Consider the following 23,480-nt stretch of genomic DNA (forward strand, 5'->3'; position numbering starts at 1 on the left):
CCGTGCCAAGCGGCCGGGGGTGATGGAATGCGCAGTTGGTTGAAGCGGCTGGTTTGGCGCCTGGGGCCGAACATTCCAGGTGTGGGGCTTTGTGCTCCTGGGGCACCTCAGGCGGTGCAGATGGAGTGTCGACGGCTCAGACGTCCCTAATCAGTGTCCGATCCGACGACCTGCCTCACGAATGGGTGAAGACTGTTGGAGCAGGGGCCAGAAGTCAGCGTGCTTCTGCTGCTAGCGAGGTGGCGTGTCGTCCATTGAGGACGCCTCCTGGGTTCGATGGACACAGCATCGCCGCGCCGGCGGGGCCAGGCAATCAGCCATTACACGCATTGCCCTAGTCCCAGAGATCGATCAGCCTGGTTGGTTTGGGGCCTTGCCATTGGCACCAACCCTGTCCCTGCTGGCTGGCTTTTGCCTGCTGGGCTTTGCCCTGCTCCAACTGGTCTTCCGTTGGCTGAGCTGAGCGCAGACAAAACGAAGGCTCGATTGCCGAAGCAACCGAGCCTTCAAAAAAATGGGTCGTCTCAGATTCGAACTGAGGACCAATCGGTTAAAAGCCGAGTGCTCTACCGCTGAGCTAACGACCCGCCCGAACGCAGGTTAGACACCGTTGTTGGGGGGCGCCCAAAACTGGGCACCGAGTGAACGTATCACCCAGAGGTGCCCGCCTTCAAACCCCCCGAGAATGCGGGCCTACCCCTCGTTTGCAGCACGCCCATGGCCAGCGCTCCGTGGCCCACGCCATCGGTCCATCCCGACGCCTGGGTGGCGGACAGCGCCGTGCTGATTGGCGACGTCCAGCTGGCCGCGGGCGCCAGCCTCTGGCCCACCGCCGTCGCCCGGGCTGATGTCTGCCCGATCGTCATCGGCGAGGGCAGCAACGTCCAGGACGGCGCCGTGCTCCACGGCGATCCGGGCCAGCCGGTGCTGATCGGTGCGGACGTCACCATCGGCCACCGCGCTGTGGTCCACGGCGCCACCCTCGAAGACGGCTGCCTGATCGGCATCGGCGCGATCGTCCTCAATGGGGTCACCGTCGGTGCGGGGGCCTTGGTGGCCGCCGGATCCGTGGTGACCAAGGACGTGCCACCCCGGGCCCTGGTCATGGGCGCCCCAGCCCAGGTCAAACGGGAGCTCTCTGAGGAGAAAGCTGCCGAGCAGCGCGAGCACGCCCGGCGCTACCGCCAGCTGGCCATGGCCCACGCGGGGCGATCCACGGACCTGGGTTTCCACTGAGGAGGCCAATTGCTGCGAATTCGATCAGCTCCCGGAGTTCAAGGAACAGAAGTTCGTAAGATCTCGGCACTCCTTTTCCCCCAGTCATGGACGCACGGCTCCTGCTTGTTGTGACCCCGATCCTTCTGGCCGCCGGCTGGGCTGTGTTCAACATCGGCCGCGCCGCCGTGGGCCAACTGCAGATGATGCTCAAGCGCGCCCAAGGCTGAGGCCAAGCGCCCACCCACCGGCTCCTAGCCTGATCAATTCAGGCGGAGCCGGTTTCGCGTGTCTCAATCCAGCTCCCAATCCGTCCTGGTGATCGGAGCAGGCCTGGCCGGAACCGAGGCCGCCTGGCAGATCGCCCGAGCTGGGATCCCGGTGCGGCTCGTGGAGATGCGGCCGGTGCGCCGCTCCCCCGCCCACCACAGCAGCGAGTTCGCCGAGCTGGTCTGCAGCAACAGCTTCGGAGCCCTCAGCAGTGATCGGGCCGCGGGCCTGCTGCAGGAGGAGCTACGCCGCCTTGGCTCCCTGGTGATCGGCACCGCGGACCAGCATTCCGTCCCCGCCGGTGGTGCCCTGGCGGTGGACCGCGGCCGCTACAGCGCCGCCCTGACGGAAACCCTCGAGCAGCACCCCCTGGTGACGGTGGTGCGCGATGAGCAACTGGCCCTGCCCGGCCCTGAGCAGATCACGGTGCTGGCCACCGGCCCCCTGACCAGCGAACCCCTGGCCGAGGACCTGCGCGCCTTCACCGGCCGGGGGGACTGTCACTTCTTTGACGCCGCCAGTCCGATCGTTGAGGGCGAGAGCATCGACCTCTCGATCGCCTTCCGCGCCTCCCGCTACGACAAGGGCGACGCCGACTACATCAACTGTCCGATGGACAAAGAGCAGTTCCTCGCCTTCCGCGAGGCCCTGCTGGCGGCCGAGCAGGCCGAGCTCAAGGACTTCGAAAAAGAGAACGCCACCTTCTTTGAGGGTTGCCTACCGATTGAGGAGCTCGCCCGCCGCGGCGAGGACACCATGCGCTACGGGCCCCTCAAGCCCATCGGTCTCTGGGATCCCCGCTGGGGCGATGTCAACGACCGGGACGTGCGCCGGGCCAAGCGCGCCTACGCCGTGGTGCAACTGCGCCAGGAGGACAAGGACGGCCGCCTCTGGAACCTGGTGGGCTTCCAGACCAACCTCAAGTGGGGCGAGCAGAAGCGGGTGCTGCGGATGATCCCGGGCCTGGAGAACGCCGAGTTCGTGCGCTTCGGGGTGATGCACCGCAACACCTTCCTGGAGGCGCCCCAGCTGCTGGATCCCACCCTGCAGTTCCGCAGCCGCCCGACCCTGCTGGCCGCCGGCCAGATCACCGGCACCGAGGGCTACGCCGCGGCCGTCGCCGGCGGCTGGCTGGCCGGCACCAACGCCGCCCGCCTGGCCCAAGGTCTGGAGCCGATCAACCTGCCGGCCACCACCATGAGCGGCGCCCTGACCCACTTCATCGCCGAGGCCCCCAGCGAGAAGTTCCAGCCCATGCCCCCCAACTTCGGCCTACTGCCCGAACTCCCCGAACGCATCCGCGACAAGCGCCGCCGCTACGGCGCCTACCGCGACCGGGCCCTGGAGGATCTGGCGCCCTTCTGCGAGAAGGCCCTAGTCGCCGCCTAGGGTCCAAGCTGCTTCCGCCAGTCCCGCCGTGACCAAGCCCTCCTGGGACGTGATCGTGATCGGCTCGGGCATCGGCGGCCTGGTGACCGCCTCCCAGCTGGCGGCCAAGGGCGCCAAGACCCTGGTGCTGGAGCGCTATTTGATCCCCGGGGGATCGGGAGGCAGCTTCCGCCGCGAGGGCTACACCTTTGATGTGGGCGCCTCGATGATCTTTGGCTTCGGCGAGAAGGGCCACACGAATCTGCTGACCCGGGCCCTGGGCGATGTGGGCCAGCACTGCGAGACGGTGCCCGATCCAGCCCAGCTCGAATACCACCTGCCAGGCGGCCTGAACGTGGCGGTGGACCGGGACTACGAGGCCTTCATCGCCCGTCTGTCGGGGCTGTTCCCCCACGAGGCCAAGGGCATCCGCGCCTTCTATGACACCTGCTGGCAGGTGTTCAACTGCCTCGATGCGATGCCGCTGCTCTCGCTCGAGGACCCGGCCTACCTGGCCAAGGTCTTCTTCAAGGCGCCCCTGGCCTGCCTGGGGCTGGCCCGCTGGCTGCCCTTCAACGTCGGCGATGTGGCCCGCCAGCACATCAAGGACGAGCAGCTGCTGAAGCTGATCGACATGGAGTGCTTCTGCTGGAGCGTGATGCCGGCCGACCTCACGCCGATGATCAACGCCGGCATGGTCTTCTCCGATCGCCATGCCGGCGGCATCAACTACCCCAAGGGAGGCGTTGGGGTGATCGCCGAGAAACTGGTGGCCGGCCTCGAGAGCCATGGCGGCGCGATCCGCTACAAGGCCCGCGTCACCGAGGTGCTGATCGAGAACGGCCAGGCCGTGGGCGTGAAGCTGGCCGATGGCGAGACGATCAAGGCCCGCCGCGTGGTGAGCAATGCCACCCGCTGGGACACCTTTGCCGGCGAGGGCTCGGTGCGCCAACCCCTGGTGGATGCCGCCCACACCCCCAAGGCCGAGCGCACCTGGCGCCGCCGCTACAAACCCTCCCCCTCCTTCCTCTCCCTGCATCTGGGGGTCGACGCCTCGCTCATTCCCGAGGGCTTCCACTGCCACCACCTGCTGCTGGAGGACTGGGCGGCGATGGAGGACGAGCAGGGGGTGATCTTCGTCTCGATCCCGACCCTGCTGGATCCCTCCCTGGCCCCCGAGGGCCGGCACATCGTCCACACCTTCACCCCAAGCGACATCCAGGCCTGGAAGGACCTGAGTCCAAGCGCCTACAAGGCCAAGAAGGCCGCCGATGCAGCCCGGCTGGTGCAACGACTGGAAGCAATCCTGCCGGGTCTGGCCGGCGCGATCCGCCACCAGGAGATCGGCACGCCCCGCACCCACCGCCGCTTCCTCGGGCGCATGGGCGGCAGCTACGGCCCGATCCCCGCCCTGCGCCTGCCGGGCCTGCTGCCGATGCCCTTCAACCGCACGGGGCTGCAGAACCTCTACTGCGTCGGCGACTCCTGCTTCCCCGGCCAGGGCCTGAACGCCGTGGCCTTCAGCGGCTTCGCCTGCGCCCACCGCATCGGCGCGGACCTGGGCCTGAACCCCTGGGCCCTGCCGGACTAGGCCAAGAGCCGCCAGTCCTGGGGGGCCAGCTGGCTGCCATCGGGCAGCGCCAGCGCTGAATCCCGGCTGCGGTTGAGCACCAGCCGCCGCCGCTCGGCCCCGCTGCCTCGGATCAGCAGCAGCCCATCCTCACCAAGGAGCTCCAGCTCCAGTTCCGCCGAGCGCAGGGCGGAGTGCTCCCGGCGCATCTGGGCCAGAGCAGCGATGAAATCGCCCAAGACCAGGGGCGCCCCCCAGGGGAAGGCCTCACGGCAGGCCGGCTCCTCGCCGCCCGCGAGGCCAGCCTCGGTGCCGTAATAGAGCGAGGGCACCCCAGGCAGGGCAAAGAGCAGCACCAGGGCCAGCTTCAGGGCCGCCAGGTCCCCCTGGAGCATGTGCAGCGCCCGCGGCACGTCATGGCTGTCAAGCAGGTTGAGCTGAGCGCAGTTCACCTCGGGCCGGTACCAACCCAGGGTCTCGAGCAGCAGCGCGCGATAGCGCTCGCCGCTGAGGCATTGGTAGGGAATCGCCTCGCGGTGATGCCCATCGGCCAGGGCCCCGGCAGCGACCCAACCGAGGGTGCCCCAGGCGAGGCGGTAGTTCATCACCCCATCGAAGTGCTGGCCGCCGAGCCACTGACGCGCCTCACCCCAGATCTCGCCGACGATCCAGGCCTCGGGGTTGGCCGCGCGCACCTCCCGCCGAAACTCCAGCCAGAAGCTCGGCTCCACCTCATCGGGAACGTCCAGGCGCCAGCCGTCGATCCCGCGCTCGATCCAGTGGCGCCCAACCGCCAGCAGGTGCTCACGCACCTGGGGATTGGCGTGGTTGAACTTGGGCAGGGCCGGATCAGACCACCAGGCGTGGTAGCCGCAGGACTCCCCCGCGGCGGGATAGGGCCTCAGGGGCCAGTGCTCGCTGATGAACCAGTCGCGGTAGGGCGAGGCCGGCCCGTTCTCCAGCAGGTGATGGAAGGCCCAGAAACCCCGGCCGCAATGGTTGAAGACCCCATCGAGCAGCAGGCGCATGCCCCGGCGCTTGAGTTCGGCCAGCAGCGCCGCAAAGGCCGGCTCACCGCCCAGCAGCGGATCGACCTGGAAATAGTCGTAGGCGTGATAGCGGTGATTGGCCGCCGAGCTGAAGATCGGGTTGAGATAGAGGCAGCTGACCCCCAGACCCTGGAGATGGTCCAGGCGATCGAGCACACCCCAGAGGTCACCCCCTTGAAAGGCATGGGGATCGGGCGCGGAGCCCCAGGGCGCCAGCAGCAGGCCGCTCTGCTGGGGCGAGCGCCCACTGCGGCAGAAACGATCCGGAAAGATCTGGTAGACGACGGCCTCCGCGGCCCAGGCCGGCGGCAGGCAGAAACCCGAACTCGCAGAAGCCGAGACCATCTCCATAGGGTGGCCCCTCTTGACGCAAGCTGCCGAGATGCCGACTTCCGAGGAGCTGGCCCGCTACCTCGAGCAGCGGGGCGAACTCTCCAAACCCTGGATGCTGCAGCTGCTGCGGCTGACGAAGCTGAAGGAGGCCAAGGACACGATGAACCCCGAGGAGTACGAGCAGAAACTCCACGAGGCCCACGCCGATCTGATGCGCCTGGGTGAGTTCTGGAAGGGACGCGAGCAGGAGGTCTTCGGCGGGCGCTACCAACCCTCGAGCGTGATCGAACCGCTCCCCGGCTCCCCCGAGGACCGATGAGCGACCAGCGCTACCCGATGGCGCCGCTGATTCGCTTCACGCTGGTCAGCCTCTATCTGGCCCTGGTCTTCCCCCTGCCCTGGATGGCCCCGGCCAACCTCCAGCCCTGGCTGATCGCGGCCCTGCCCCTGGGGCTGCTGCTGGTCTGGGCCCTGGTGAGCGAGGAGGTCAGCCTGGGCGAGGGCGGCCTGCAGGTGGGCTACCCGCGCTGGTGCTCCTGGCTGCTGCGCCGCGGTTGGTCCCTGACCTGGGAGCAGGTCAAGGGCCTGACGCCTGTGGCCACGAGCCAGGGGGGCCGCGTCTTCTACGTCAGAACGGAGGACGGCTCGGCCTATCTGCTCCCCCAACGGGTGCAAGCCTTCGAGGAGTTCCTGGGCCGCTTCAGCGAGCGGACGGGCCTGGACACCAGCTCCATCGGCCGGATCAGCCCCCCTTGGACCTATCAGCTCCTGGCGGGGCTCTGCCTGGCGATGCTGGTGTTTGAGGCGATGGTGGGCTGGGCCCTGCTCAGCGGGCGATGGGTGCTCCCGTCAGCGGCGCTGAGCTGAGGCCATCGGAGGGAATGGTGTCCAGGCTGAAGCGGTAGCCCTGCTGGCGCACGGTCTCGATGCCGCCGCCCTCGCCCAGGCCGGCCTGCTCCAACTTGCGCCGCAGGGTGAGCACCTGGGTGTCGACCGAACGGGGGCCACCACTGAAGGGGGGCCAGGCCATGCGCAGCAGTTCGCTGCGGCTGCGGATGATGCCGGGGGGCATCAGCAGGGCGCAGAGCAGGGCGAATTCCCGGGGGCTGAGCTCAACGGGCTGATCCCGCAGGGTCACCTGGCGCAGCAGGACATGCACCTCGAGCGGACCGACGCAGACCCGCTCCTGCAGACCCGTGCCACTGCGGCGCAGCAGCAACCGGCAGCGGGCGGCCAGTTCCTCCAGGCCAAAGGGCTTGCGCAGGACGTCATCGGCGCCGGCATCGAGCAGGGAGACCACCGGTTCTGAGCCGGAGCGGGCCGTGAGCACCATCACCGGACAGCGCAGCTGACCGGCCAGCTTCAGGGCTGAGGTTTCCTCCAGCAGTTCGGCGGCAACAAGCAGGTCGGGGGTGAGGTCCTCACAGAGGGCAATGGCCTCTGAGGCGGTGGAGACAGCGGCGGTGAGGTGACCGTCCTGCCGCAGACGCTGGGCCAGAACGGTGCGCAGGGTGGGGTGAGGATCCACCACCAGAACCCGTTTCAGATTCGATTCAGGACTTGGAGGTGTGGAGGACACGCCCTTCTCCTTGATTCTCTCTACGCTATCGGTAATTTCAGAGGCACATCGGTATCAAGCACTGCTTGATATCTGGCCACCGGGTCGAGGCCCTCTTCCCGAACCATGAACGGACTGCAGCACCCCGAAGCCATTCGCCATTTCCAGTCCCTCTGCGATGCCTGCCAGTCCCTGGCGGATCGCTACCACGGGCCCTCGGAACTGCGGCTGTACGCCGATGGCTACCTGCACGCCCTGCGGCGCTCGGCCCTGCTGGACCCCCTGGCCCAGCGCCGCCTCGAGGAGGTTGTGGACCGCTGGATCATGGATCCCTCCAGCTTCATCGGCCCCAACGGCGACATGAGCACCCTCTACGAGACCGGCCGCAACTAGGCACAAAAAAAGGGGCCCTCAGGCCCCTTGGAGAGCTCAGCTGGCGAGGGCAATCGCGAGCTTTTCCTTGAGTTCCCCGGAGTTGTACATCTCGATCAGGATGTCGGAGCCGCCGATGAACTCCCCGTTGACATAGACCTGGGGGATCGTGGGCCACTCGGAGTACTCCTTGATGCCCTGACGGATCTCCATGTCGGAGAGCACGTCAAAGGTCTCGAAGGGAACGGCCATGGCGTTGAGGATCTGCACCACGTTGTTGCTGAAGCCGCACTGGGGCATCAACTTGCTGCCCTTCATGAAGACGAAGATCGGGCTGCTGCCCACCAACTGATCGAGGCGCTGCTTGAGGGCGGAATCCATGGGACGAATCGTGAAATCAGGAGGGGGTTGAGGTCTGCAGGGCGAGGGCGTGGATCGCCTCGCTGGCCAGCTCCGAGCGCAGGGCGCCGTAGACCAGCTGGTGCTGCTTGATCCGGCTGAGTCCCTCAAACGCCGAGGAGACCACCTTCACCTGCAGGTGGTCTCCGCCGCCGGTGAGATCTTCCACCTCAACGCAGGCATCGGGAAGGGCGACGCCAATGGCGGCCTTCACCTGGTCGGGATGAACCATGACCTCAGATCAGTGAGCTTGGGACTGTAAGAAGACGGACTGCGGAATCAGTTGCCCGCGGCCGAACCACCGGCGAAGGGGGTGGTGACGAAGCCCAGCTCCAGCAGGCTCTGATAAGCCTTCTGACCCATGGGGTTGGCCGGGGTGGTGATCTGAACCACTTCCACCAACAGGGGAACGGCAGCGGCGGGCTGATTCATCCGGCGCAGCAGCGCCGCCAGCCGCAGGTCGATCTTGGCCTGCAGCTCCAGGGCCTCCCGGCCTTTGGCATCCATCTCCCGGGGGATCCGGGCATCGAGGCCGCGGAAGGAACCGCTGAGGCTGCGATAGAAGCGGGTCAGGTTCTGGGCGCCTTCACGGGCCGAGTCGTAGTCGGCTTTGGCCTGCTCCAGATTGCCGGCGGCCGCAGCGGCATCACCGGCCGCCACCTTGGCCTCAATGGCACTGAGGTTCAGACCCGAGCTGGGGGAAGCCAGGACCTTTTGGGCGTCCTGAGCCAGGGCGGATTGCGAGACCAGACCAGGGACAACCGCCGCCAGGGCGGAGAGGCTGAAGGCGGCGAGTTGCCGGCGCACAGGAGCACTTGCGAATTGGGGCAACTCTACGGGCGTTGCAAGGGGCGCCCAACCGCCTGGCGCGCCAGCGCCTCAGCAGCCTGAAGCTTCTCCGTCAGATCCAGCGTCAGGGCCTTGATCTGCTCCCGTTCCCCGCCGGCCAGACGCAGGGGTTGACCGAAGCAGAGGGCGGCCTGATCGCCAAAGCGGGGCTTGGCATGGCCGTAGGCAATCCCGACGGGCACCACCTGAACCGCCACCCCCTGGCCTTCCGCCAGGGCCGTCAGCCGCGCCAGCCCAGGCATCAGCCGCATGGCTGGATCGTCCTGGTTGATCTTCCCCTCCGGGAACATCACCAATTGATTGCCGCTCTCCAGCAGATCGACGGCAAAGCGCAGGGAGGCGGCGGCCGGCTTGCGCGGATTCACCGGGAAGCAGCCCAGGCGATGCAGGAACCAGCCCTGCAGACCGGTCATCTCATCGCTGGTGACCATGAAGCGGCAGTCCCGTCCGCTCACCCGGCGCCCGGCCGCATAGGGGAGCATCAGCGCATCCCAGCGGGAGCGGTGGGTCGGCGCCAGCAGCACCGGCCCCTCATGGGGCAAGTTCTCGCGGCCAAGGACCCTCAGGCCACCACCAAAAAATCCCTTCAGGGCAACGTCCTGGGTGAGCACCATCGCCACCGGCGCCAGCCAGGGGTTGATGCCGTTGCAGAGACTCTTTTCCCGTTCCGTCAGGGCCACCGATGCCGTGCCTGCCGCCGCCATCGGACTGAACACCCTGACCTGAAGTCCCGGCAACCTAAGGGCGATCCCCTGCCGAAAGCCCCTCAAGCAGGCAGTTGATCGAGCGGGCCTGGCGGCGCCATCCATAGGATCCGCCTAGAAGCAGCGATTGCCATGGCGAGCCTTGGCGTCAACATCGATCACATCGCCAATGTGCGCCAGGCCCGCCGCACGGTTGAGCCCGACCCGGTGAGCTACGCCCTGCTGGCTGAGCTCGGCGGCGCCGATGGCATCACCGTGCACCTGCGGGAGGACCGGCGCCACATCCAGGACCGCGATGTGGAGTTGTTGCGTCAGGTGGTGCGCAGCCGCCTGAACCTGGAGATGGCCGCGACCGCCGAGATGGAGGCCATCGCCCTGCGGATCAAGCCCGACATGGTCACCCTCGTGCCGGAGAAGCGCGAGGAGGTCACCACAGAAGGGGGGCTGGATGTGGCCTCGCAGCTCAGCACGATCAAAGGAATCTCGGGCCGTCTCCAGGACGCCGGCATCGGGGTCAGCCTGTTTGTCGACGCCGAGGCCGCCCAGCTGGAGGCCTGCCAGGCCAGCGGCGCCCGCTGGGTGGAACTGCACACCGGCACCTATGCCGAGGCGAACTGGCAGCAGCAGGCCAAGGAACTGGCGCGCATCACCGAGGGCACCTTCATTGCCCGCAGCCTGGGCCTGCGGGTCAACGCTGGCCATGGCCTGACCTACCAAAACGTGGAGCCGATCGCCGCCATCGAGGGGATGGAGGAGCTCAACATCGGTCACACCATCGTCGCCCGGGCCCTCGCGGTGGGCCTGGAGGAGGCCGTGCGGCAGATGAAGGCTTTGGTCCAGAATCCCCGCCGGGAACCCCTCTTCGGCAGCACCAGTTCATGACCCAGTACCACTTCGTGGCCGCCAGTGAGGCCTTCCTCACCGTGGAGGAGCCCCTCGATGAGGTGCTGCGCGAGCGTGTCCGTAATTACGGCGAGCAGGGCAAAGCCATCGACTTCTGGCTGGTGAAGCGCCCCGCCTTCCTCCAGGCCCCCGAGCTCAAGGCCATTGCCGAGCAGGTCCCCCAGCCCGCCGCCGCGGTGGTCTCCACCGATCCGAAGTTCATCGACTTCATGAAGCTGCGTCTGGAGTTCGTGGCCAAGGGCAGCTTTGAGGCGCCCTCCAGCTCCATCCCCGACGCCCTGGCCAGCGCCGCCTGAGCTCAGAAGAGACCGAGGAACTTCTTGCGGGGCTCATCCCCATCGGATCGGCCCTGCGCTCCGTCCTGCTGGTAGCGGGGCTTGGCATCACCAATGGTGAGCACCGCTTCTTTGTTCTTCCACCAGATCCAGTCGCGGATCGGCGGGGTGCGGGTGAGTTCCGCCTGGGTCAGCCCCAGACCCAACTTGGAGGAGGCGTTGAGGAGCACCTCCACCATCTCGTCGCCGTTGGCGCACTTGGCTAGGGCCTCATTGGTGCGCTTCGCCCCATCGAGGGCTTTCACCAGAATCTCCACCCGCCGACCCACCGAGAGGCTGCGCGGATCAACCGGCTTGGGGCTCTCCGGGGTCTGGCTGTCCATCCAGAGGGGCGTGGTTAAGGGGACGTTATCCCGTTTTCAACCTCTGCGAGGGGATGCGCAAAAGGGGCTGACAGATCGTCAAGGCTCCAGCCAAAGTGGGAGATATGACGACCGTCAGTCGCAAAGCCCGCCACTGGGTCATCGGTGATGTGCATGGCTGCTCGGGATCCCTCGAGCGCCTGCTGGCGCAACTCCCGACGGGTGACCGTCTGATTTTTTGCGGCGACGCCATCAACCGCGGCCCCGACACCCCCGCGACGATGGAGCGCATCTGGGGCCTGGTGGAGAGCGGCCGCGCCATCTGGCTGCGGGGCAACCACGAGCAGGATCTGATCGAGGCCCTGCGCAGCGATGAAGGGGCCAACAAACAGGCCGGCGCCGAGACCCGCCGTCAACTCGGCAGTGACGGTTGCGCCCTTTGGCTCAAACGCCTGGAGCAGCTGCCCTTGGCCTACTGGGGCGAAGGTTGGGTGGCCACCCATGCCGGCTTCAACCCCAGCACCTGGCAACCGGACCTACGGGTGCGCATGGGGTTTTGGGAGCAGTACGACGGACGCTTTGGCGATGTGGTGATCGGCCACACCCCCGGCCCGAACGTCCGCCGCCTGCCCAACATCGTCATGGTCGACACCGGCGCCTGCTACGGCGGCGACCTCAGCGCCTACTGCCCCGAGAGCCGCGAGGTGGTGTCAGTTCCGGGTCTTGCCCATAGCCTGCAGTCGCCCAGCCTGAGCCCCGTCTGAGCCTTGCTCACGGTCTACCGCAGCAATCGCGCTGAGCTGCTGGCTCGCGTCCTGGCCACCAACCTGCAATTGCATCCGCCGGGGCTGCTCGAGGAGGCCCAGGTGGTGGTGAACACCTGGCCCACCAGCCGCTGGCTGGGGGAGCAACTGGCCCTGGCCAACCCCGCCGGCATCGCGGCGAACCTGCGCTTCCCCTTCCCCAGCAGCCTGCTGCGGCAGTTGGTCAACCAATGGCTGGAGGACGCCCCACCGCAGAGCGGCCCCGATCCCTGGCGCGCCCAGAACCTGGTCTGGCCGTTGCTGGAGTTGCTGCCGGAGCTATTGCAAAGCCCAACGGCTCAGCCCCTGCGCCAATGGCTGGCCGTTCGCTCCTCCGGACTGGACCGACTCGATCAGGCCCTCTGGCAATTGGCCCGAGCGATTGCCGATGCCATCGACGACTACGGCCTCTATCGCCCGGCGATGCTCGAGGCCTGGCTGAGCGAGCAACCCCAGACGCTGCCGGAGGGGTTGCAGTGGCAGCCGGAGTTGCTGCGCCGTTTGGTCGAACGCCTGGGCTGCCTGCCCTTTGGCGTGCGGGCACGGCAGCTGATTCGCCGGCTCGAGGCCGGCTGGAGACCGGAGCTGACCAGCGCGCAACCGCTGCGGCTCTTCGGCTTAAGCAGCCTGGCCCCGGTGCAGGTGGAACTGCTGCAGGCCCTCTCGGCGGTGCGCCAGGTGGAGCTCTACATGCTCACCCCCTGCCGCGATCTCTGGCAGCGCAGCGGCCCGGCGGCCCTCAGTGATCCCCTGGCGGCGGACTGGTTGCTGAGCGTGCCGAGCCTGGAGGCCCGCTTTGGCCGGCTTGGGGCGGAATTTCAGCAGTTGCTCGAGGGAACCGGCGAGAGCCAACTGGGCCAATGGCAGGAGGGGGATCTGTTCTTTGCCCCCGCCACCGTCGCCCGACACGAGCAGCGGGAACCGTCCCTTCTGGAGCAACTGCAGGAGCAGCTGGTCTGCGGCGAACCGGAGGCCGATCAACCCCTGCATCGGGACCCGCAGGATCGCTCCCTGGAATTCCACGCCTGCCCGGGCCGGCTGCGCCAACTCCAGGTGGTGCGCGATCAGATCCTGCAGCTGCTGGCCGCGGACCCCAGCCTCGAGCCGCGGGACATCCTGGTGATGACGCCCCAGGTGGAGGCCTTCGCCCCGCTGGTACCGGCGGTCTTCGGTGATGCCGAGGCCACCGGGGTGCGCCTGCCTTGGCGTCTGACGGACCGCAGCCAACAGAGCGAGGCGGGGATTGCCCAAGGACTGCTCACCCTGCTGCAACTCGGCGGCGAACGCCTGACGGCCAGTGCCCTGGAGAACGTGCTCTGCTGCGGGCCCCTGCTGGCGGCCCAACAGCTCGAAGCCGGCGACGCCGGCGAGCTCACGGCCCTGCTGCAGCGGGCGGGGTTCCGCTGGGGACTGGATGGACGAGACCGGGGCGGGGACCCCAGCCACAGCCTGGGTTGGGCGATCGATCGGCTCGTGCTGGGCCTGGTGCTCCCGGATCTCCCGGGCCTGGCCCTCGGGGACACCGCGCCGATGGCCCTGGGCGGCAGCCTCGAGCAGCAGGGCCGCTGGATTGGCCTGTTGCGGCAACTGCTCAGCAGCCTGCGCTGGTTCGCCCAGGCGCGGCGGGTGCCGGAGTGGGTGGAGGGCCTGCGGGAGCAGCTGCCCCTGCTCTTTGGCGATGGGGGGAGCTGGGCTTGGGAGCTGCAGACGATCCATGCGGCCCTGGCGGACTGGCAGGCGGTGGCCGGCGAGAGCCCCCTGGAGCTCGCCGCTCCGGTGGTGGCCGATGTCCTGGCGGAGCGCCTGAGCGAGGGCAGCGGCCGCTTTGGGCACCGCTCTGGGGCCCTGACCATCAGCGCCCTGGAGCCGATGCGCGCGATTCCGCACCGGGTGGTGGTGCTGATGGGGCTGGATGCCGGGGCCTTCCCCCGCCAGCGCCAACGGCCCGGCTTCCATCTGATGGAGCACCGCCGCGAGCTGGGCGATCCCAACAGCGGCGACCAGGACCGCTACGTCCTGCTGGAGGCCCTGCTCTCAGCGCGCCAGCACCTGCTGCTCAGTTGGAGCTGCCGCGATGAGCGCACCGGAGAAACCCTGGAAGCCTCCACACCGGTGCGGCAGTGGTTGGAGTTGCTGGGCCAACAGCTCGGCAGCAGCGCCGTTCCCCTGCGGGAGCACGCCGCCAATGCCCTGGAACGCAGCAACTTCCTCGCCATGGCTCCCTGGCCGGCGGCGAGTTGCGACCAACGCCTCCTGCAGGTGCGCCAACAGCTCGAGCAGGGCGAGCTCCACTGCCAGCAGGGGCTGGCCTTCAGCACCCCGCCGCCGGCGCCGCCGCTTCCCCAGACCACTCCGGCCGAGGCCTGGAGCGATCTACAGCGCTGGATCCAGGCCCCCCAGGGCCTCTGGCTGGAGCAACTGGGCATTCGCCCGAAGGAATTCGATCAGCCGGTGCTCGATCTCGAAGCCCTGCAACTGGGGGAGCGGGAGCGCGCCAGCCTGCTGCGCCGCGAATGGGACGAGGAGCCCGGGGCTGCGAGCCCCGATTGGCGCGAACGGGAACGGGGCCGGGGCCTGCTGCCCCCCCTGGCCGCCGGAGCCCTGGAGGTGGAGCAGTTGGAGCAGCGCTGGCAGAGCCTGCGCAGCTGTCTGGATCTGCTGGGGGAACCGGAGCAGCAGCCTGCGCAGTGGCAGGGCTATGCCGCGGAGTTGAGCAGCCGCGGCGGCCAGCTGGTGCTGGTTCACACCGCCAAACCCCGCACCCCCCAACGCCTGCAGCTCTGGCTGGAGTGCCTGCTGGCGGCGGCCGCCGGCCTGAACCTGCGGGGAGGGTCCCTGGTGGGCCGCGACCGCCATCGTTTCCGTGTCCTGGAGCGCGTTGAGGCCCCCGCCCCCGAGCAGGCCAGCGCCCTGCTGGAGCAACTGCAGAGCTGGCGCGAGGCGCACCGTCAGAACTGCTGGGCGCTGCCGCCGGAAACCGGCTGGGCCTACGCCAGCGCCGAGAGCAGCAAACCCGGCCAGGGGCGCGGTTGGGCCAAAGCCAAGGAGATCTGGGAAGGGGGCTATCAACTGCGGGCCGAGCGGGACGATCCGGTGCAGCGGGTCTGCTTTGGCTCGGACCTGCCCCTGGGGGACCTGCTCACAGCGGAGCTGCAGACCCTGGCCCTGACGCTGCATGGGCCGCTGCTGGAGCGCCGCCAGGAGGTCAAGCCATGACCCTGGCCGCCTTTGACGCCAACGGCTTCAGCCTGGCGCCGGGGATCCGGCTGCTGGAGGCCAGCGCCGGCACCGGCAAAACCTTTGCCCTGGCTCACCTGGTACTGCGGCTGCTCAGCGAGGGACGGCGCCCCCTCGAAGTGGAGGAGTTGCTGGTGGTGACCTTCACCGATGCCGCCGCCGCCGAACTGCGGGACCGCATTGCCCGCCGCCTGCAGGAGGCCCTGGTCCTGCTCGATCACGCCAACCCCGAGGCCGACGAACCGCTGCAGCAGTGGCGCTCAGCCCTACAGGCCGATCAGGTCATGGTGATCAAGGGCCGCTTGCTCTTGGCCCTGGAGCGGCTGGATCGCGCCGACATCACCACCATCCACGGCTTCTGCCGCCGCACCCTGCAGCGCCACGCCCTCGAGGCCGGCCTCGGCCCGGATGTTGCCCTGGAGAGCCAGGGGCGCGAGCGGAGACAAGAGCTGGTCCATGACTACTGGCAGCAGCAGGTGCTTCCCCTGCCGCCCCATCTGCTGGCGGGCCTGCAGAGCCAACAGGTCAACCCTGAGCAGCTGGTGAACCTGCTGGGCAGCCTCGATGGCGACCCGGCCCTCCAGCTCGCCCCCCTGCCCGAGGGCTGGAGCACGGACCTGACCCTGGCGGAGCAACTCGCTCCCCATTGGAGCCGCGTTTGGCAGCAGTTCCAGGCGGAGTGGGAGGCCCGCAGCGAGGACCTCGAGGAGGAGTTCGCCGCGGCCGCCGTGGAACTCAAGAGCCTGGGGGTCAAGTACGCCCCCTACCGGCTCAAGGCCAAACCCGACCGCCTGAACCGCGTTCAGACCTGGCTCTCCCAACTGGAGGCACCCGCCGGCTACGACGCCCTGCTTCAGCAGGAGGAGCTCAAGAAGTACTTCCACCCCGGCCCCTTCACCAAGGCGGCGGCCCCGGCCCACGGCGATCAGGTCTCCTTGCCCCAGGCCCCCCTGCTCCAGGCCATCGCCGCGGTGGTGGAGGGGCCCGCCGAGCTGGCCCTGCTGCACTTCTGCCACTGGGGGCGCGCCGAGCTGCAACGCCGCCGGGAGCGCAGCGGTGAGATCAGCTTCGGTCAACTGCTCGAGCAACTCGATCCGGGCCCGGAGCCCCGCGAGCCCTCGCCCCTGCTGCAGGCCGTCTCCCGCCGCTACCGGGCCGCCCTGATCGATGAGTTTCAAGACACCGACCCGATCCAGTGGCGGATCCTCAAGCGGGCCTTTGCCCAGGAGCCCAGCCGGCACCTGCTGGTGATGGTGGGCGATCCCAAGCAGGCGATCTACCGCTTCCGCGGCGGGGAGCTGCAGACCTACCGCCAGGCGGCCGCCGAGGCCGATGGCCGCTTTGGCCTGTTCGAGAACCGCCGCTCGAGCGCAGCACTGGTGGCGGGCCTGAACGCCCTGATGCAACCCGGGTTGATCCAGAGCGAACTGGAAGTACCCCAGGTGCTGGCCAAGGCCAACAAGGGACAGCTGGACTGCCCCGGCAACCCATCACCGCTGCAGCTGCTGGAGCTGGATCCAAGCCAGGGGCTCGAGGCCCAGGTGGCCGGCCTCTGCCAGGACCTGCTGAGCCAAGGGCTCCTGCTCAACGGCCGGCCGATCGACCCGGGCGACCTCTGTCTGCTGGTCAGCCGCCACGAGCAGGCTGAGGCCCTGCGGGCCGCCCTGGAGCGCCGGCAGATCCCAAGCCGTCTGGTCAGCCGCGGCGATGTCTTTGAAAGCCTCGGGGCCAGTGCCCTGCAGCGTTTCCTGGATGCCCTGGCCCAACCCGGCCAACTGGGGCGCTTGAAATTACTGGCGGCCTCGGCCCTGCTGGGCTGGTCCGCCGCCGAGATCGAGGCCAGCAGCTCGGCCCAGTGGGACCAGCTCGCGGCCGAATTGAGCACCCTGGCGGAACGTCTACCCAAACTCGGCTTAACCGCGGCCTTGGCTCACCTGCAGGGGACCGAGGGCCTGGCACGGCTCTCCCTGCGGGGCCGGGCCCTGGCGGATGTGCAGCAGGCCGCCGAGCTGGTGCAGGAGCAGATGCACCGCCAGGGCCTGGGGGCCCAGGCGGCCGCGGACTGGCTCAGGCGGCTGCGCCTCGAGGAAAACCGGGACACCCCCGAGGCCCATCTCTGCCGCAGCGATGCCGCCGAAGCCGCCATCGCCGTGGTGACCGTGCACCGCAGCAAGGGATTGGAGTACCCCCTGGTGATCTGCCCCTACCTCTGGAAGGGCAGCAGCAAAGCCAGCAAGCGCCTGGGCCGGCGCTGGAGCTCCGGCGGGCAACCCCAACTGGACCTGCACCTCAATCCCCACTGGGGCGTGGGCCGGCTCGCCGCCCAACAGGACCAGCAGGCGCAAATCGCTGAGGCGGAACGGCTGGCCTACGTCGCCTGCACCCGCGCCCAACACCTGCTGGTGCTGGGCTGGCCCGGAGCGGATCAGGCCGACCCCGGCAACCCCCTGGGCAGCTGGTTAGACGAGCGCGAGACGGAGCTACCGCTGGAGCGGATCCAGGCGTCTGCAGAGATCCACCAGCCCTGGCGGCCGGAGCCCGCCGAGGGAGTGCTGAGCCTGGGCCCCCGTCCCAAGCGCTCCCTCGACAGCAGTTGGGGCAGGGCCAGCTACTCCGCCTGGGCCCACTCCCAGGTGAGCCTGCCGCCGGAGCAGCAGGAGGAGGGCCGTGACACCGATGCCTTGGGCGATGGCTTTGCGCAAGCCCTGCTGGAGGAGGGCAACGCAGCCCAGCCGACGACGTCCTGGCCCGAGCTGGGCCCCCTCGCCCATTTCCCCCGGGGTTCGGGTCCTGGCGATGCCCTGCACCGCATCCTCGAGCGCCTCGACTACGGCGCCGTGGCCCGCGGGGAACGGCAGGAAGCCGATGCGGTGATCGAGCAGGAACTGCAGCGGGCCGGCCTGGGGGGCCCGTCGTGCGAAGGCCTCTTCGAAGGGCTGCAGCAACTGATGCTCACTCCCCTGGGTGGCCCCCTGGGCGCCTGCCGGCTGGGGGACCTGAAGGCCGGTTCTTGGCTCAATGAGATGAACTTCGATCTCCCCTTGGCGACCGGAGAAGGGGAGGTCCGTCTGGTGCGCAGCAGCGGCCTGGCCCAGGCCTTCGCCAGTCACCCCGGCGGCCGCTTTGGAGGGAGCTATGCCAAAACGCTGCAGAGCCTGGAGGTGGCCAGCCGGGGCTTCCTGACCGGCTCGATCGACCTGCTCTTCTGCTGGGAGGGCCGCTGGTGGGTGACGGACTGGAAGAGCAATTGGCTCGGTCAGCGCGATCGTCTCGGCAGCGTCACCCATTGCGGCCCCAACGACTACTTAGAGCCGGCGATGGAGACCCTGATGGCGAGCAGCCACTACCCGCTGCAGGCCCACCTGTACCTGGTGGCCCTGCACCGCTACCTGCTCTGGCGGCTACCGAACTACGACCCCGCCCAACACCTGGGGGGCTACGCCTACGTCTTCCTGCGGGGGGTGCCCGGCCCCACCCCCGATCCCACGGCCCCGACGCCAGGGGTGCTGGTGGATCAACCCAGCCTCGATCGGGTCCTCGCCCTTGATGCCCTGCTGCGGGAGGGCCAACCATGAGCACCCTGAGCGCCGCAGTGCTCGACAGCCTCCAGCGGCTGCTGCCGCCCCAGCGCGGCAGTGCCCTGCTGCAGCCCATGGTGCAGGCCTTAATCGAGGCGCTCGAACAAGGCGAGCTGGGGCTTGATCTACGGGGCCCGCAGCCCGATGGAGTCCCCCCTGAGGACTGGCCCGCTGCTGCGGTCTCGGCCCTGGAGGAGGCCGGCTGGCTCGCGGGCCCGGAAGCACCGATCGTTCAAGACGGACTGGTGCTGCGCTGGAGACGCTGGCATGAGCAACTCCAGCAGTGCCTTAGCGCCCTGGAGCAGCGCGCCCAACGCCGGCGCCCCCTGCAGGAAAGCGAGCGGAAAGCGGCCCTGGCCGCGGCGGCGCAAGCGGGCCTGGACCCCCGCCAATGCCAAGCCGTCTCAGCGGCCCTGGGCCAGGACCTGGTGCTGCTCACCGGCGGCCCGGGCACCGGCAAGACCTCGACTGTCGTGCAGATGTTGGCCGCCTGCCTGCACCAGACACCATCGCTGCGGATTCACCTGGCGGCACCAACGGGGAAAGCCGCAGCCCGCCTGGCGAGCTCCGTCAGTCACGGCAGCCAGGGTCTCGATCCAACGCTTCAGAGCCTCCCCAGCAGCACCCTGCACCGGCTGCTGGAGGCCCAGGGGGAGCTGCGCTTTGGCCGCAATCGCCGCCATCCCCTGGAGCTGGATCTGCTGGTGGTCGATGAACTGTCGATGGTGGATTTGCCGCTGATGGCGGCTCTGCTGGAGGCCTTACCGGCGGAGGCGCGACTGCTGCTCGTCGGCGACGCCAACCAACTGCCGCCCGTTGGAACTGGAGCCGTGCTCGAAGAGCTCTGCCGGCCGGAGCGACTCAGCCTGCTGGGGGAAGCCGCCGTCGAATTGCGCACCACCTACCGCAACGACGGCGCGATCGCCGAGCTGGCCGAGCAACTCCGGCAACAGCCGAACGCACTTCAAGGAGACCTGCTCGCCGCCCTGCAACCCAGCCTCCAGGCCCTGACCCCCAGCGACAACGTGAGCTGGCTCGAGGCCTCCAGCCGCAGCCTGCCAACACCCCTGCTGGAGGCGCTGCAACAGCACGCCGCGGCCCTGCGTCAACGCTGCCAAGCCCTGGAGTGGCAAGGGGGAAGACCCAGCAGCGAACAAAGCGACGCCCTGCTGGCCCAACTGGAGGAACTGGTGGTGCTCAGTCCCCTCCGCCTCGGGCCCTGGGGGGTGGAGGCGGTGCACCGCGCCCTGCTGGGCGACCTCGCCAAAAGCGGTCCCCTGCACTGGCCCCCTGGCACCCCAGTCCTCAATCGCCTCAACCGCGCCGACCAAGGCCTTGCCAATGGCGACATCGGTGTCGTCGTTCAACACCACTCGGAGCGCCGGGTCTTGATGCCGGGCCAGCGGCTCCTGCACCCGGCGCAGCTCAGTGGAGCGGAGCCGGCCTTTGCGCTGACGGTGCATAAGTCCCAGGGCAGCCAATACAGAACCGTGCTGTTCCTGCTGCCGGCGAACCGGGCTCTGGATCCGCGCCTGATCTACACCGGCCTGACCCGCGCGCAACGGCAGGCCACCTTGATCACACCGGTGGGCGCAGCCAAGAAACCGACCTAGCCTGCGCCCATGGCGGAGCCAGGCATCGTTCAGCGGCCTTGGGGCTGGTTCGAAACCATCGGTTCCGGTGAGGGATACCTGGTGAAACGGCTCTGCATCCAGGCCGGCCACCGCCTCAGCCTGCAGCGCCACCAACACCGGCTGGAGCACTGGATCGTGGTCAGTGGTTCCGGTCAGCTGGAATGCGATGGAACCTCAATTGAGGCGGAGGCCGGCACCACCCTGCTGGTGCCCTGCGGTGCGGTGCACCGGGCTGCCGCAACGGATGAGAACCTGCTGATCGTTGAAGTCCAGCGGGGCGAACACCTCAGCGAAGAGGACATTGAGCGCCTCGCTGACGACTACCAAAGGGTCAAGTGTTAGGTTGATTCTTCACCCTTTGTGAAGGGCAAGGCAGTTTCTTCAACGGGTGTCTGCCGGCCTGTCGACGAAGGATTCAGGCCCAGACCAACTTTGACCAATACCTCTCTCGAGAGCGCTACCAGCTCTGTGGATCTCAGCGCGCTCGATTTGGCTAGCAGCCAGGACAGCGCCCCGAGCGAAAGCATCGAAATCACCACGGCAGAACCCAGTCAGAAGACTGGATTTGCAGCGTTTGGCTTCTCTCCCGAAATCCTCGAGGCCCTCGAGGAGATCGGCTACAGCGAACCCTCCCCGATCCAAGCGGCCGCCATTCCCGAGCTGATGCTCGGCCGCGACCTGGTGGGCCAAGCCCAAACCGGTACGGGCAAAACCGCCGCCTTCGCCCTGCCGATGCTGGCGGCCCTGGATGAGACCCAACGCACCCCCCAGGTGCTGGTGCTGACCCCCACCCGCGAGCTGGCCATCCAGGTGGCTGACTCCTTTAAGAGCTACGCCACCAAGCTGCCCCATCTGCGGGTGCTGCCGGTCTATGGCGGATCGGACTTCCGCGATCAAATCCACAAGCTCAAGCGCGGGGTTCAGGTCGTGGTCGGCACCCCTGGCCGGGTGATGGATCACATGCGCCAGGGCACCCTCGATGTCTCCGGGCTGCGCAGCCTGGTGCTGGACGAGGCCGACGAGATGCTGCGCATGGGCTTCATCGACGACGTCGAGTGGGTCCTGAGCCAACTGCCTGAGAAGCGTCAGGTCGTCCTCTTCTCGGCCACGATGCCCAGCGAGATCCGCCGGATCTCCCATCAGTACCTCAACAGCCCCGCTGAGATCACGATCAAGACCAAAGGGTCGGATTCCAGCCGCATTCAGCAGCGCTTCATCACCGTCAACGGTCCGATGAAGCTCGAGGCCCTGAGCCGGGTGCTCGAGGCCGAGACCAAAGAAGGCGTCATCATCTTTGCCCGCACCAAGGCGATCACGGTCACCGTGGCCGAAGCCTTGGAAGCCAAGGGCTATGGCGTCGCGGTCCTCAACGGTGATGTGGCCCAGAGCCAACGGGAGCGCACGATTGAGCGCCTGAAGAACGGCACCGTGGATGTGCTGGTGGCCACCGATGTGGCGGCCCGCGGCCTGGATGTGGACCGGATCAGCCTGGTCATTAACTACGACATCCCCTTCGACTCCGAGGCCTACGTCCACCGCATCGGCCGCACCGGCCGTGCTGGCCGCACCGGCAACGCGATCCTGTTCGTGACGCCGCGCGAGCGCCGCTTCATCACCGGGCTTGAGCGCGCCGTGGGTCGCCCCATCGAACCGATGGAAATCCCCACCAACGCGAGCATCAACCAGAGCCGCCTGGATCGCCTGCGCGAGCGCCTGAGCGAAACCGTGAAGGGGCTCAACAGCGAAGAGACCAGCAACCTCAGCGAACAGCAGGCCCTGCTCTCAGAAATCATCAAGCGGGTCGGCCAGGAAAGCGAGGTCGCCCCAGAGCAACTGGCCTTGGCAGCCCTGCAGATGGCCGTCGGCGATCAGCCCCTGCTGGTCCATGACGATGAGAACTGGATCCGCCAGCAGCCCCAGTCCCGTGATGGACGCCGCAACGACCGCTTCGGCGATCGTGACCGCGGTCCCCGCAACGCCCCCGGAGCCCGCCGCGGCCCCCGCGAGCAATCGGGTCCTCCGGAAGATCACATGGATCGCTTCCGGGTTGAGGTGGGCTGGCGCGACCGGATCAAGCCCGGAAACATCGTCGGCGCCATTGCCAACGAGTCCGGCCTAAACGGCCGCAGCATTGGCCGGATTCAAATCTTTGACAGCCACAGCCTGGTGGACCTGCCCAAGGGCATGCCCGAGGACGTCTTCCACAACTTGAAGCGTCTCAAGGTGTTGAATCGCGAACTTCAGATCTCTCGCGTTCAGGGCTAGTTCAAGCCCGCAGGCGGGCCTCAGGCACAGAGGCCCGTCACCGATTCAGTGGAGAGCGCGGTCAGCTCAGCCAAGCCCATGCTCTCCACGGCAACGACCAAAGACGGCTGCACCTCTTCGGTTTCGATCGCCACAAGGGTCTGAAACAGATCAAAGCGATCCTGGGGGGCGAGCTCCCCGGTCTTGCTCCAAGCCAAACTCCAGGGCACAGGTGCCGTCATCAGGCGCTCCCGATAGCGGGTGTTCATTTGCTGACAATGGGACATTAATCGGGGATCAACCCGTTTCTTTTGATTCCCTTCGGTCTTGCTTTAAGCCTCGTTACCGCCCAGACCCAAAGAAATCACTGGGACCTCGGAGCTGTAGGCTAACCCTGATTCCCAAAGCTTCCAGGCTCCACACGGAACCCCACAGCATCAACGAATCAGTTTTCAGGTTCCGTCTAAGGAATGACCATTTACGTTGGAAACCTCTCGTTCCAAGCTGAACAAGAGGATTTGCTTGACCTGTTCAGCCAGTACGGCGAGGTCAGCAAGTGCAGCCTGCCTCTCGATCGTGAGACTGGCCGCAAGCGCGGCTTCGCTTTCGTCGAAATGGCGAACGATGCTGACGAACAGAAAGCCATCGACGATCTTCAGAACGTCGAGTGGATGGGTCGCATGATCCGCGTCAACAAAGCAACCCCCCGTGAAGGCGGCGGCGGTGGCGGCGGTCGCGGCGGCTACGGCGGCGGCGG

Annotated in this window: 24 protein-coding genes and 1 tRNA gene; 16 read left to right on the forward strand and 9 right to left on the reverse strand. The window is 67.8% G+C overall.

Annotation, left to right across the window (positions count from 1 at the left end):
- Positions 1-515: 515 nt before the first annotated feature.
- Positions 516-587 (reverse strand) — tRNA-Lys (locus QZ186_RS01530).
- Between the two features lie 130 nt (positions 588-717).
- Here QZ186_RS01530 and QZ186_RS01535 point away from each other — a divergent pair.
- The 4 genes from QZ186_RS01535 (at position 718) to crtH (ending at position 4,444) form a co-directional block, all read left to right on the forward strand.
- Positions 718-1,236 carry a gamma carbonic anhydrase family protein gene (locus QZ186_RS01535; protein WP_010317813.1) on the forward strand — a complete coding sequence of 173 codons (519 nt, stop codon included), beginning with the start codon at positions 718-720 and terminating at the stop codon, positions 1,234-1,236.
- A gap of 86 nt (positions 1,237-1,322) precedes the next feature.
- Entirely contained in the window at positions 1,323-1,445 is a 123-nt protein-coding gene (locus QZ186_RS01540) for a photosystem II protein Y (RefSeq protein WP_010317814.1), read from the forward strand.
- Between the two features lie 58 nt (positions 1,446-1,503).
- On the forward strand, positions 1,504-2,874 hold the full coding sequence (gene trmFO / locus QZ186_RS01545; RefSeq protein ID WP_296415343.1) for an FADH(2)-oxidizing methylenetetrahydrofolate--tRNA-(uracil(54)-C(5))-methyltransferase TrmFO: 1,371 nt from the start codon (positions 1,504-1,506) through the stop codon (positions 2,872-2,874).
- 28 nt (positions 2,875-2,902) lie between these two features.
- On the forward strand, positions 2,903-4,444 hold the full coding sequence (gene crtH / locus QZ186_RS01550; RefSeq protein ID WP_296415346.1) for a carotenoid isomerase: 1,542 nt from the start codon (positions 2,903-2,905) through the stop codon (positions 4,442-4,444).
- Here the strand turns inward: crtH and QZ186_RS01555 are convergent.
- Entirely contained in the window at positions 4,441-5,823 is a 1,383-nt protein-coding gene (locus QZ186_RS01555; protein WP_296415349.1) for a glycoside hydrolase family 13 protein, read from the reverse strand. The two genes, crtH and QZ186_RS01555, sit on opposite strands and share 4 nt — an antisense overlap.
- Before the next feature lie 31 nt (positions 5,824-5,854).
- On the opposite strand from QZ186_RS01555, the gene QZ186_RS01560 reads away from it, so the two are divergent.
- On the forward strand, positions 5,855-6,124 hold the full coding sequence (locus QZ186_RS01560; RefSeq protein WP_296415351.1) for a hypothetical protein: 270 nt from the start codon (positions 5,855-5,857) through the stop codon (positions 6,122-6,124).
- Positions 6,121-6,672 (forward strand): hypothetical protein, encoded by a 552-nt coding sequence (locus QZ186_RS01565; RefSeq protein ID WP_247479017.1) that lies wholly within the window; start codon positions 6,121-6,123, stop codon positions 6,670-6,672. Before QZ186_RS01560 ends, QZ186_RS01565 begins: the two co-directional genes overlap by 4 nt.
- Here the strand turns inward: QZ186_RS01565 and QZ186_RS01570 are convergent.
- Positions 6,632-7,384 carry a response regulator transcription factor gene (locus QZ186_RS01570; protein WP_156797984.1) on the reverse strand — a complete coding sequence of 251 codons (753 nt, stop codon included), beginning with the start codon at positions 7,382-7,384 and terminating at the stop codon, positions 6,632-6,634. The genes QZ186_RS01565 and QZ186_RS01570 overlap by 41 nt on opposite strands.
- A 105-nt stretch (positions 7,385-7,489) precedes the next feature.
- Between QZ186_RS01570 and QZ186_RS01575 the strand changes: the two genes are divergently transcribed.
- Positions 7,490-7,756: a DUF6761 family protein gene (locus QZ186_RS01575; protein WP_010317822.1), complete on the forward strand. Its 267-nt coding sequence runs from the start codon at positions 7,490-7,492 to the stop codon at positions 7,754-7,756.
- 36 nt (positions 7,757-7,792) lie between these two features.
- Here QZ186_RS01575 and grxD read toward each other — a convergent pair whose 3' ends face one another.
- Genes grxD through QZ186_RS01595 form a run of 4 tightly spaced genes read right to left on the reverse strand, consistent with a single transcriptional unit; the run spans position 7,793 to position 9,687 of the window.
- Positions 7,793-8,116: a Grx4 family monothiol glutaredoxin gene (grxD, locus tag QZ186_RS01580; protein ID WP_010317823.1), complete on the reverse strand. Its 324-nt coding sequence runs from the start codon at positions 8,114-8,116 to the stop codon at positions 7,793-7,795.
- Between the two features lie 16 nt (positions 8,117-8,132).
- Positions 8,133-8,366, reverse strand: coding sequence for a BolA family protein (locus QZ186_RS01585; protein ID WP_010317824.1), 234 nt, complete (start codon positions 8,364-8,366; stop codon positions 8,133-8,135).
- A gap of 47 nt (positions 8,367-8,413) precedes the next feature.
- The gene (locus tag QZ186_RS01590) at positions 8,414-8,965 is read right to left on the reverse strand and encodes a hypothetical protein (RefSeq protein WP_010317825.1); all 552 of its coding nucleotides are present in this window, start codon (positions 8,963-8,965) and stop codon (positions 8,414-8,416) included.
- A gap of 2 nt (positions 8,966-8,967) precedes the next feature.
- Entirely contained in the window at positions 8,968-9,687 is a 720-nt protein-coding gene (locus tag QZ186_RS01595; RefSeq protein ID WP_247479021.1) for a 1-acyl-sn-glycerol-3-phosphate acyltransferase, read from the reverse strand.
- A gap of 132 nt (positions 9,688-9,819) precedes the next feature.
- Between QZ186_RS01595 and QZ186_RS01600 the strand changes: the two genes are divergently transcribed.
- Together QZ186_RS01600 and QZ186_RS01605 are read left to right on the forward strand one after the other, a co-directional pair.
- Complete coding sequence (locus tag QZ186_RS01600; RefSeq protein ID WP_296415361.1) at positions 9,820-10,569, forward strand: pyridoxine 5'-phosphate synthase; 750 nt, start codon at positions 9,820-9,822, stop codon at positions 10,567-10,569.
- Positions 10,566-10,886 (forward strand): MgPME-cyclase complex family protein, encoded by a 321-nt coding sequence (locus QZ186_RS01605; protein ID WP_010317828.1) that lies wholly within the window; start codon positions 10,566-10,568, stop codon positions 10,884-10,886. The genes QZ186_RS01600 and QZ186_RS01605 overlap by 4 nt, the downstream gene beginning before the upstream one ends.
- A 2-nt stretch (positions 10,887-10,888) precedes the next feature.
- Here the strand turns inward: QZ186_RS01605 and QZ186_RS01610 are convergent, their stop codons facing one another.
- Positions 10,889-11,248 carry a hypothetical protein gene (locus QZ186_RS01610; RefSeq protein ID WP_247479025.1) on the reverse strand — a complete coding sequence of 120 codons (360 nt, stop codon included), beginning with the start codon at positions 11,246-11,248 and terminating at the stop codon, positions 10,889-10,891.
- A gap of 104 nt (positions 11,249-11,352) precedes the next feature.
- On the opposite strand from QZ186_RS01610, the gene QZ186_RS01615 reads away from it, so the two are divergent.
- The 6 genes from QZ186_RS01615 (at position 11,353) to QZ186_RS01640 (ending at position 22,744) form a co-directional block, all read left to right on the forward strand.
- Entirely contained in the window at positions 11,353-11,991 is a 639-nt protein-coding gene (locus QZ186_RS01615; protein ID WP_296415364.1) for a metallophosphoesterase, read from the forward strand.
- A 3-nt stretch (positions 11,992-11,994) separates the two neighbouring features.
- On the forward strand, positions 11,995-15,246 hold the full coding sequence (locus QZ186_RS01620) for an exodeoxyribonuclease V subunit gamma (protein WP_296415365.1): 3,252 nt from the start codon (positions 11,995-11,997) through the stop codon (positions 15,244-15,246).
- The gene (locus QZ186_RS01625) at positions 15,243-18,842 is read left to right on the forward strand and encodes a UvrD-helicase domain-containing protein (RefSeq protein ID WP_296415366.1); all 3,600 of its coding nucleotides are present in this window, start codon (positions 15,243-15,245) and stop codon (positions 18,840-18,842) included. Before QZ186_RS01620 ends, QZ186_RS01625 begins: the two co-directional genes overlap by 4 nt.
- Entirely contained in the window at positions 18,839-20,458 is a 1,620-nt protein-coding gene (gene recD / locus QZ186_RS01630) for an exodeoxyribonuclease V subunit alpha (RefSeq protein ID WP_296415368.1), read from the forward strand. The genes QZ186_RS01625 and recD overlap by 4 nt, the downstream gene beginning before the upstream one ends.
- A 9-nt stretch (positions 20,459-20,467) precedes the next feature.
- Entirely contained in the window at positions 20,468-20,821 is a 354-nt protein-coding gene (locus QZ186_RS01635) for a phosphomannose isomerase type II C-terminal cupin domain (RefSeq protein WP_296415370.1), read from the forward strand.
- Between the two features lie 90 nt (positions 20,822-20,911).
- The gene (locus tag QZ186_RS01640; protein ID WP_296415371.1) at positions 20,912-22,744 is read left to right on the forward strand and encodes a DEAD/DEAH box helicase; all 1,833 of its coding nucleotides are present in this window, start codon (positions 20,912-20,914) and stop codon (positions 22,742-22,744) included.
- Between the two features lie 20 nt (positions 22,745-22,764).
- On the opposite strand, the gene QZ186_RS01645 is transcribed toward QZ186_RS01640, so the two are convergent.
- Entirely contained in the window at positions 22,765-22,992 is a 228-nt protein-coding gene (locus QZ186_RS01645; protein WP_296415373.1) for a hypothetical protein, read from the reverse strand.
- 201 nt (positions 22,993-23,193) lie between these two features.
- On the opposite strand from QZ186_RS01645, the gene QZ186_RS01650 reads away from it, so the two are divergent.
- Positions 23,194-23,480, forward strand: a 287-nt coding sequence (locus QZ186_RS01650; protein ID WP_296415375.1) for an RNA-binding protein, incomplete at its 3' end; no start/stop codon positions are given.

The sequence above is a fragment of the Vulcanococcus sp. DEBay_Sum29NL08_54 genome, assembly GCF_017859255.1.
Taxonomy (GTDB): domain Bacteria; phylum Cyanobacteriota; class Cyanobacteriia; order PCC-6307; family Cyanobiaceae; genus Vulcanococcus.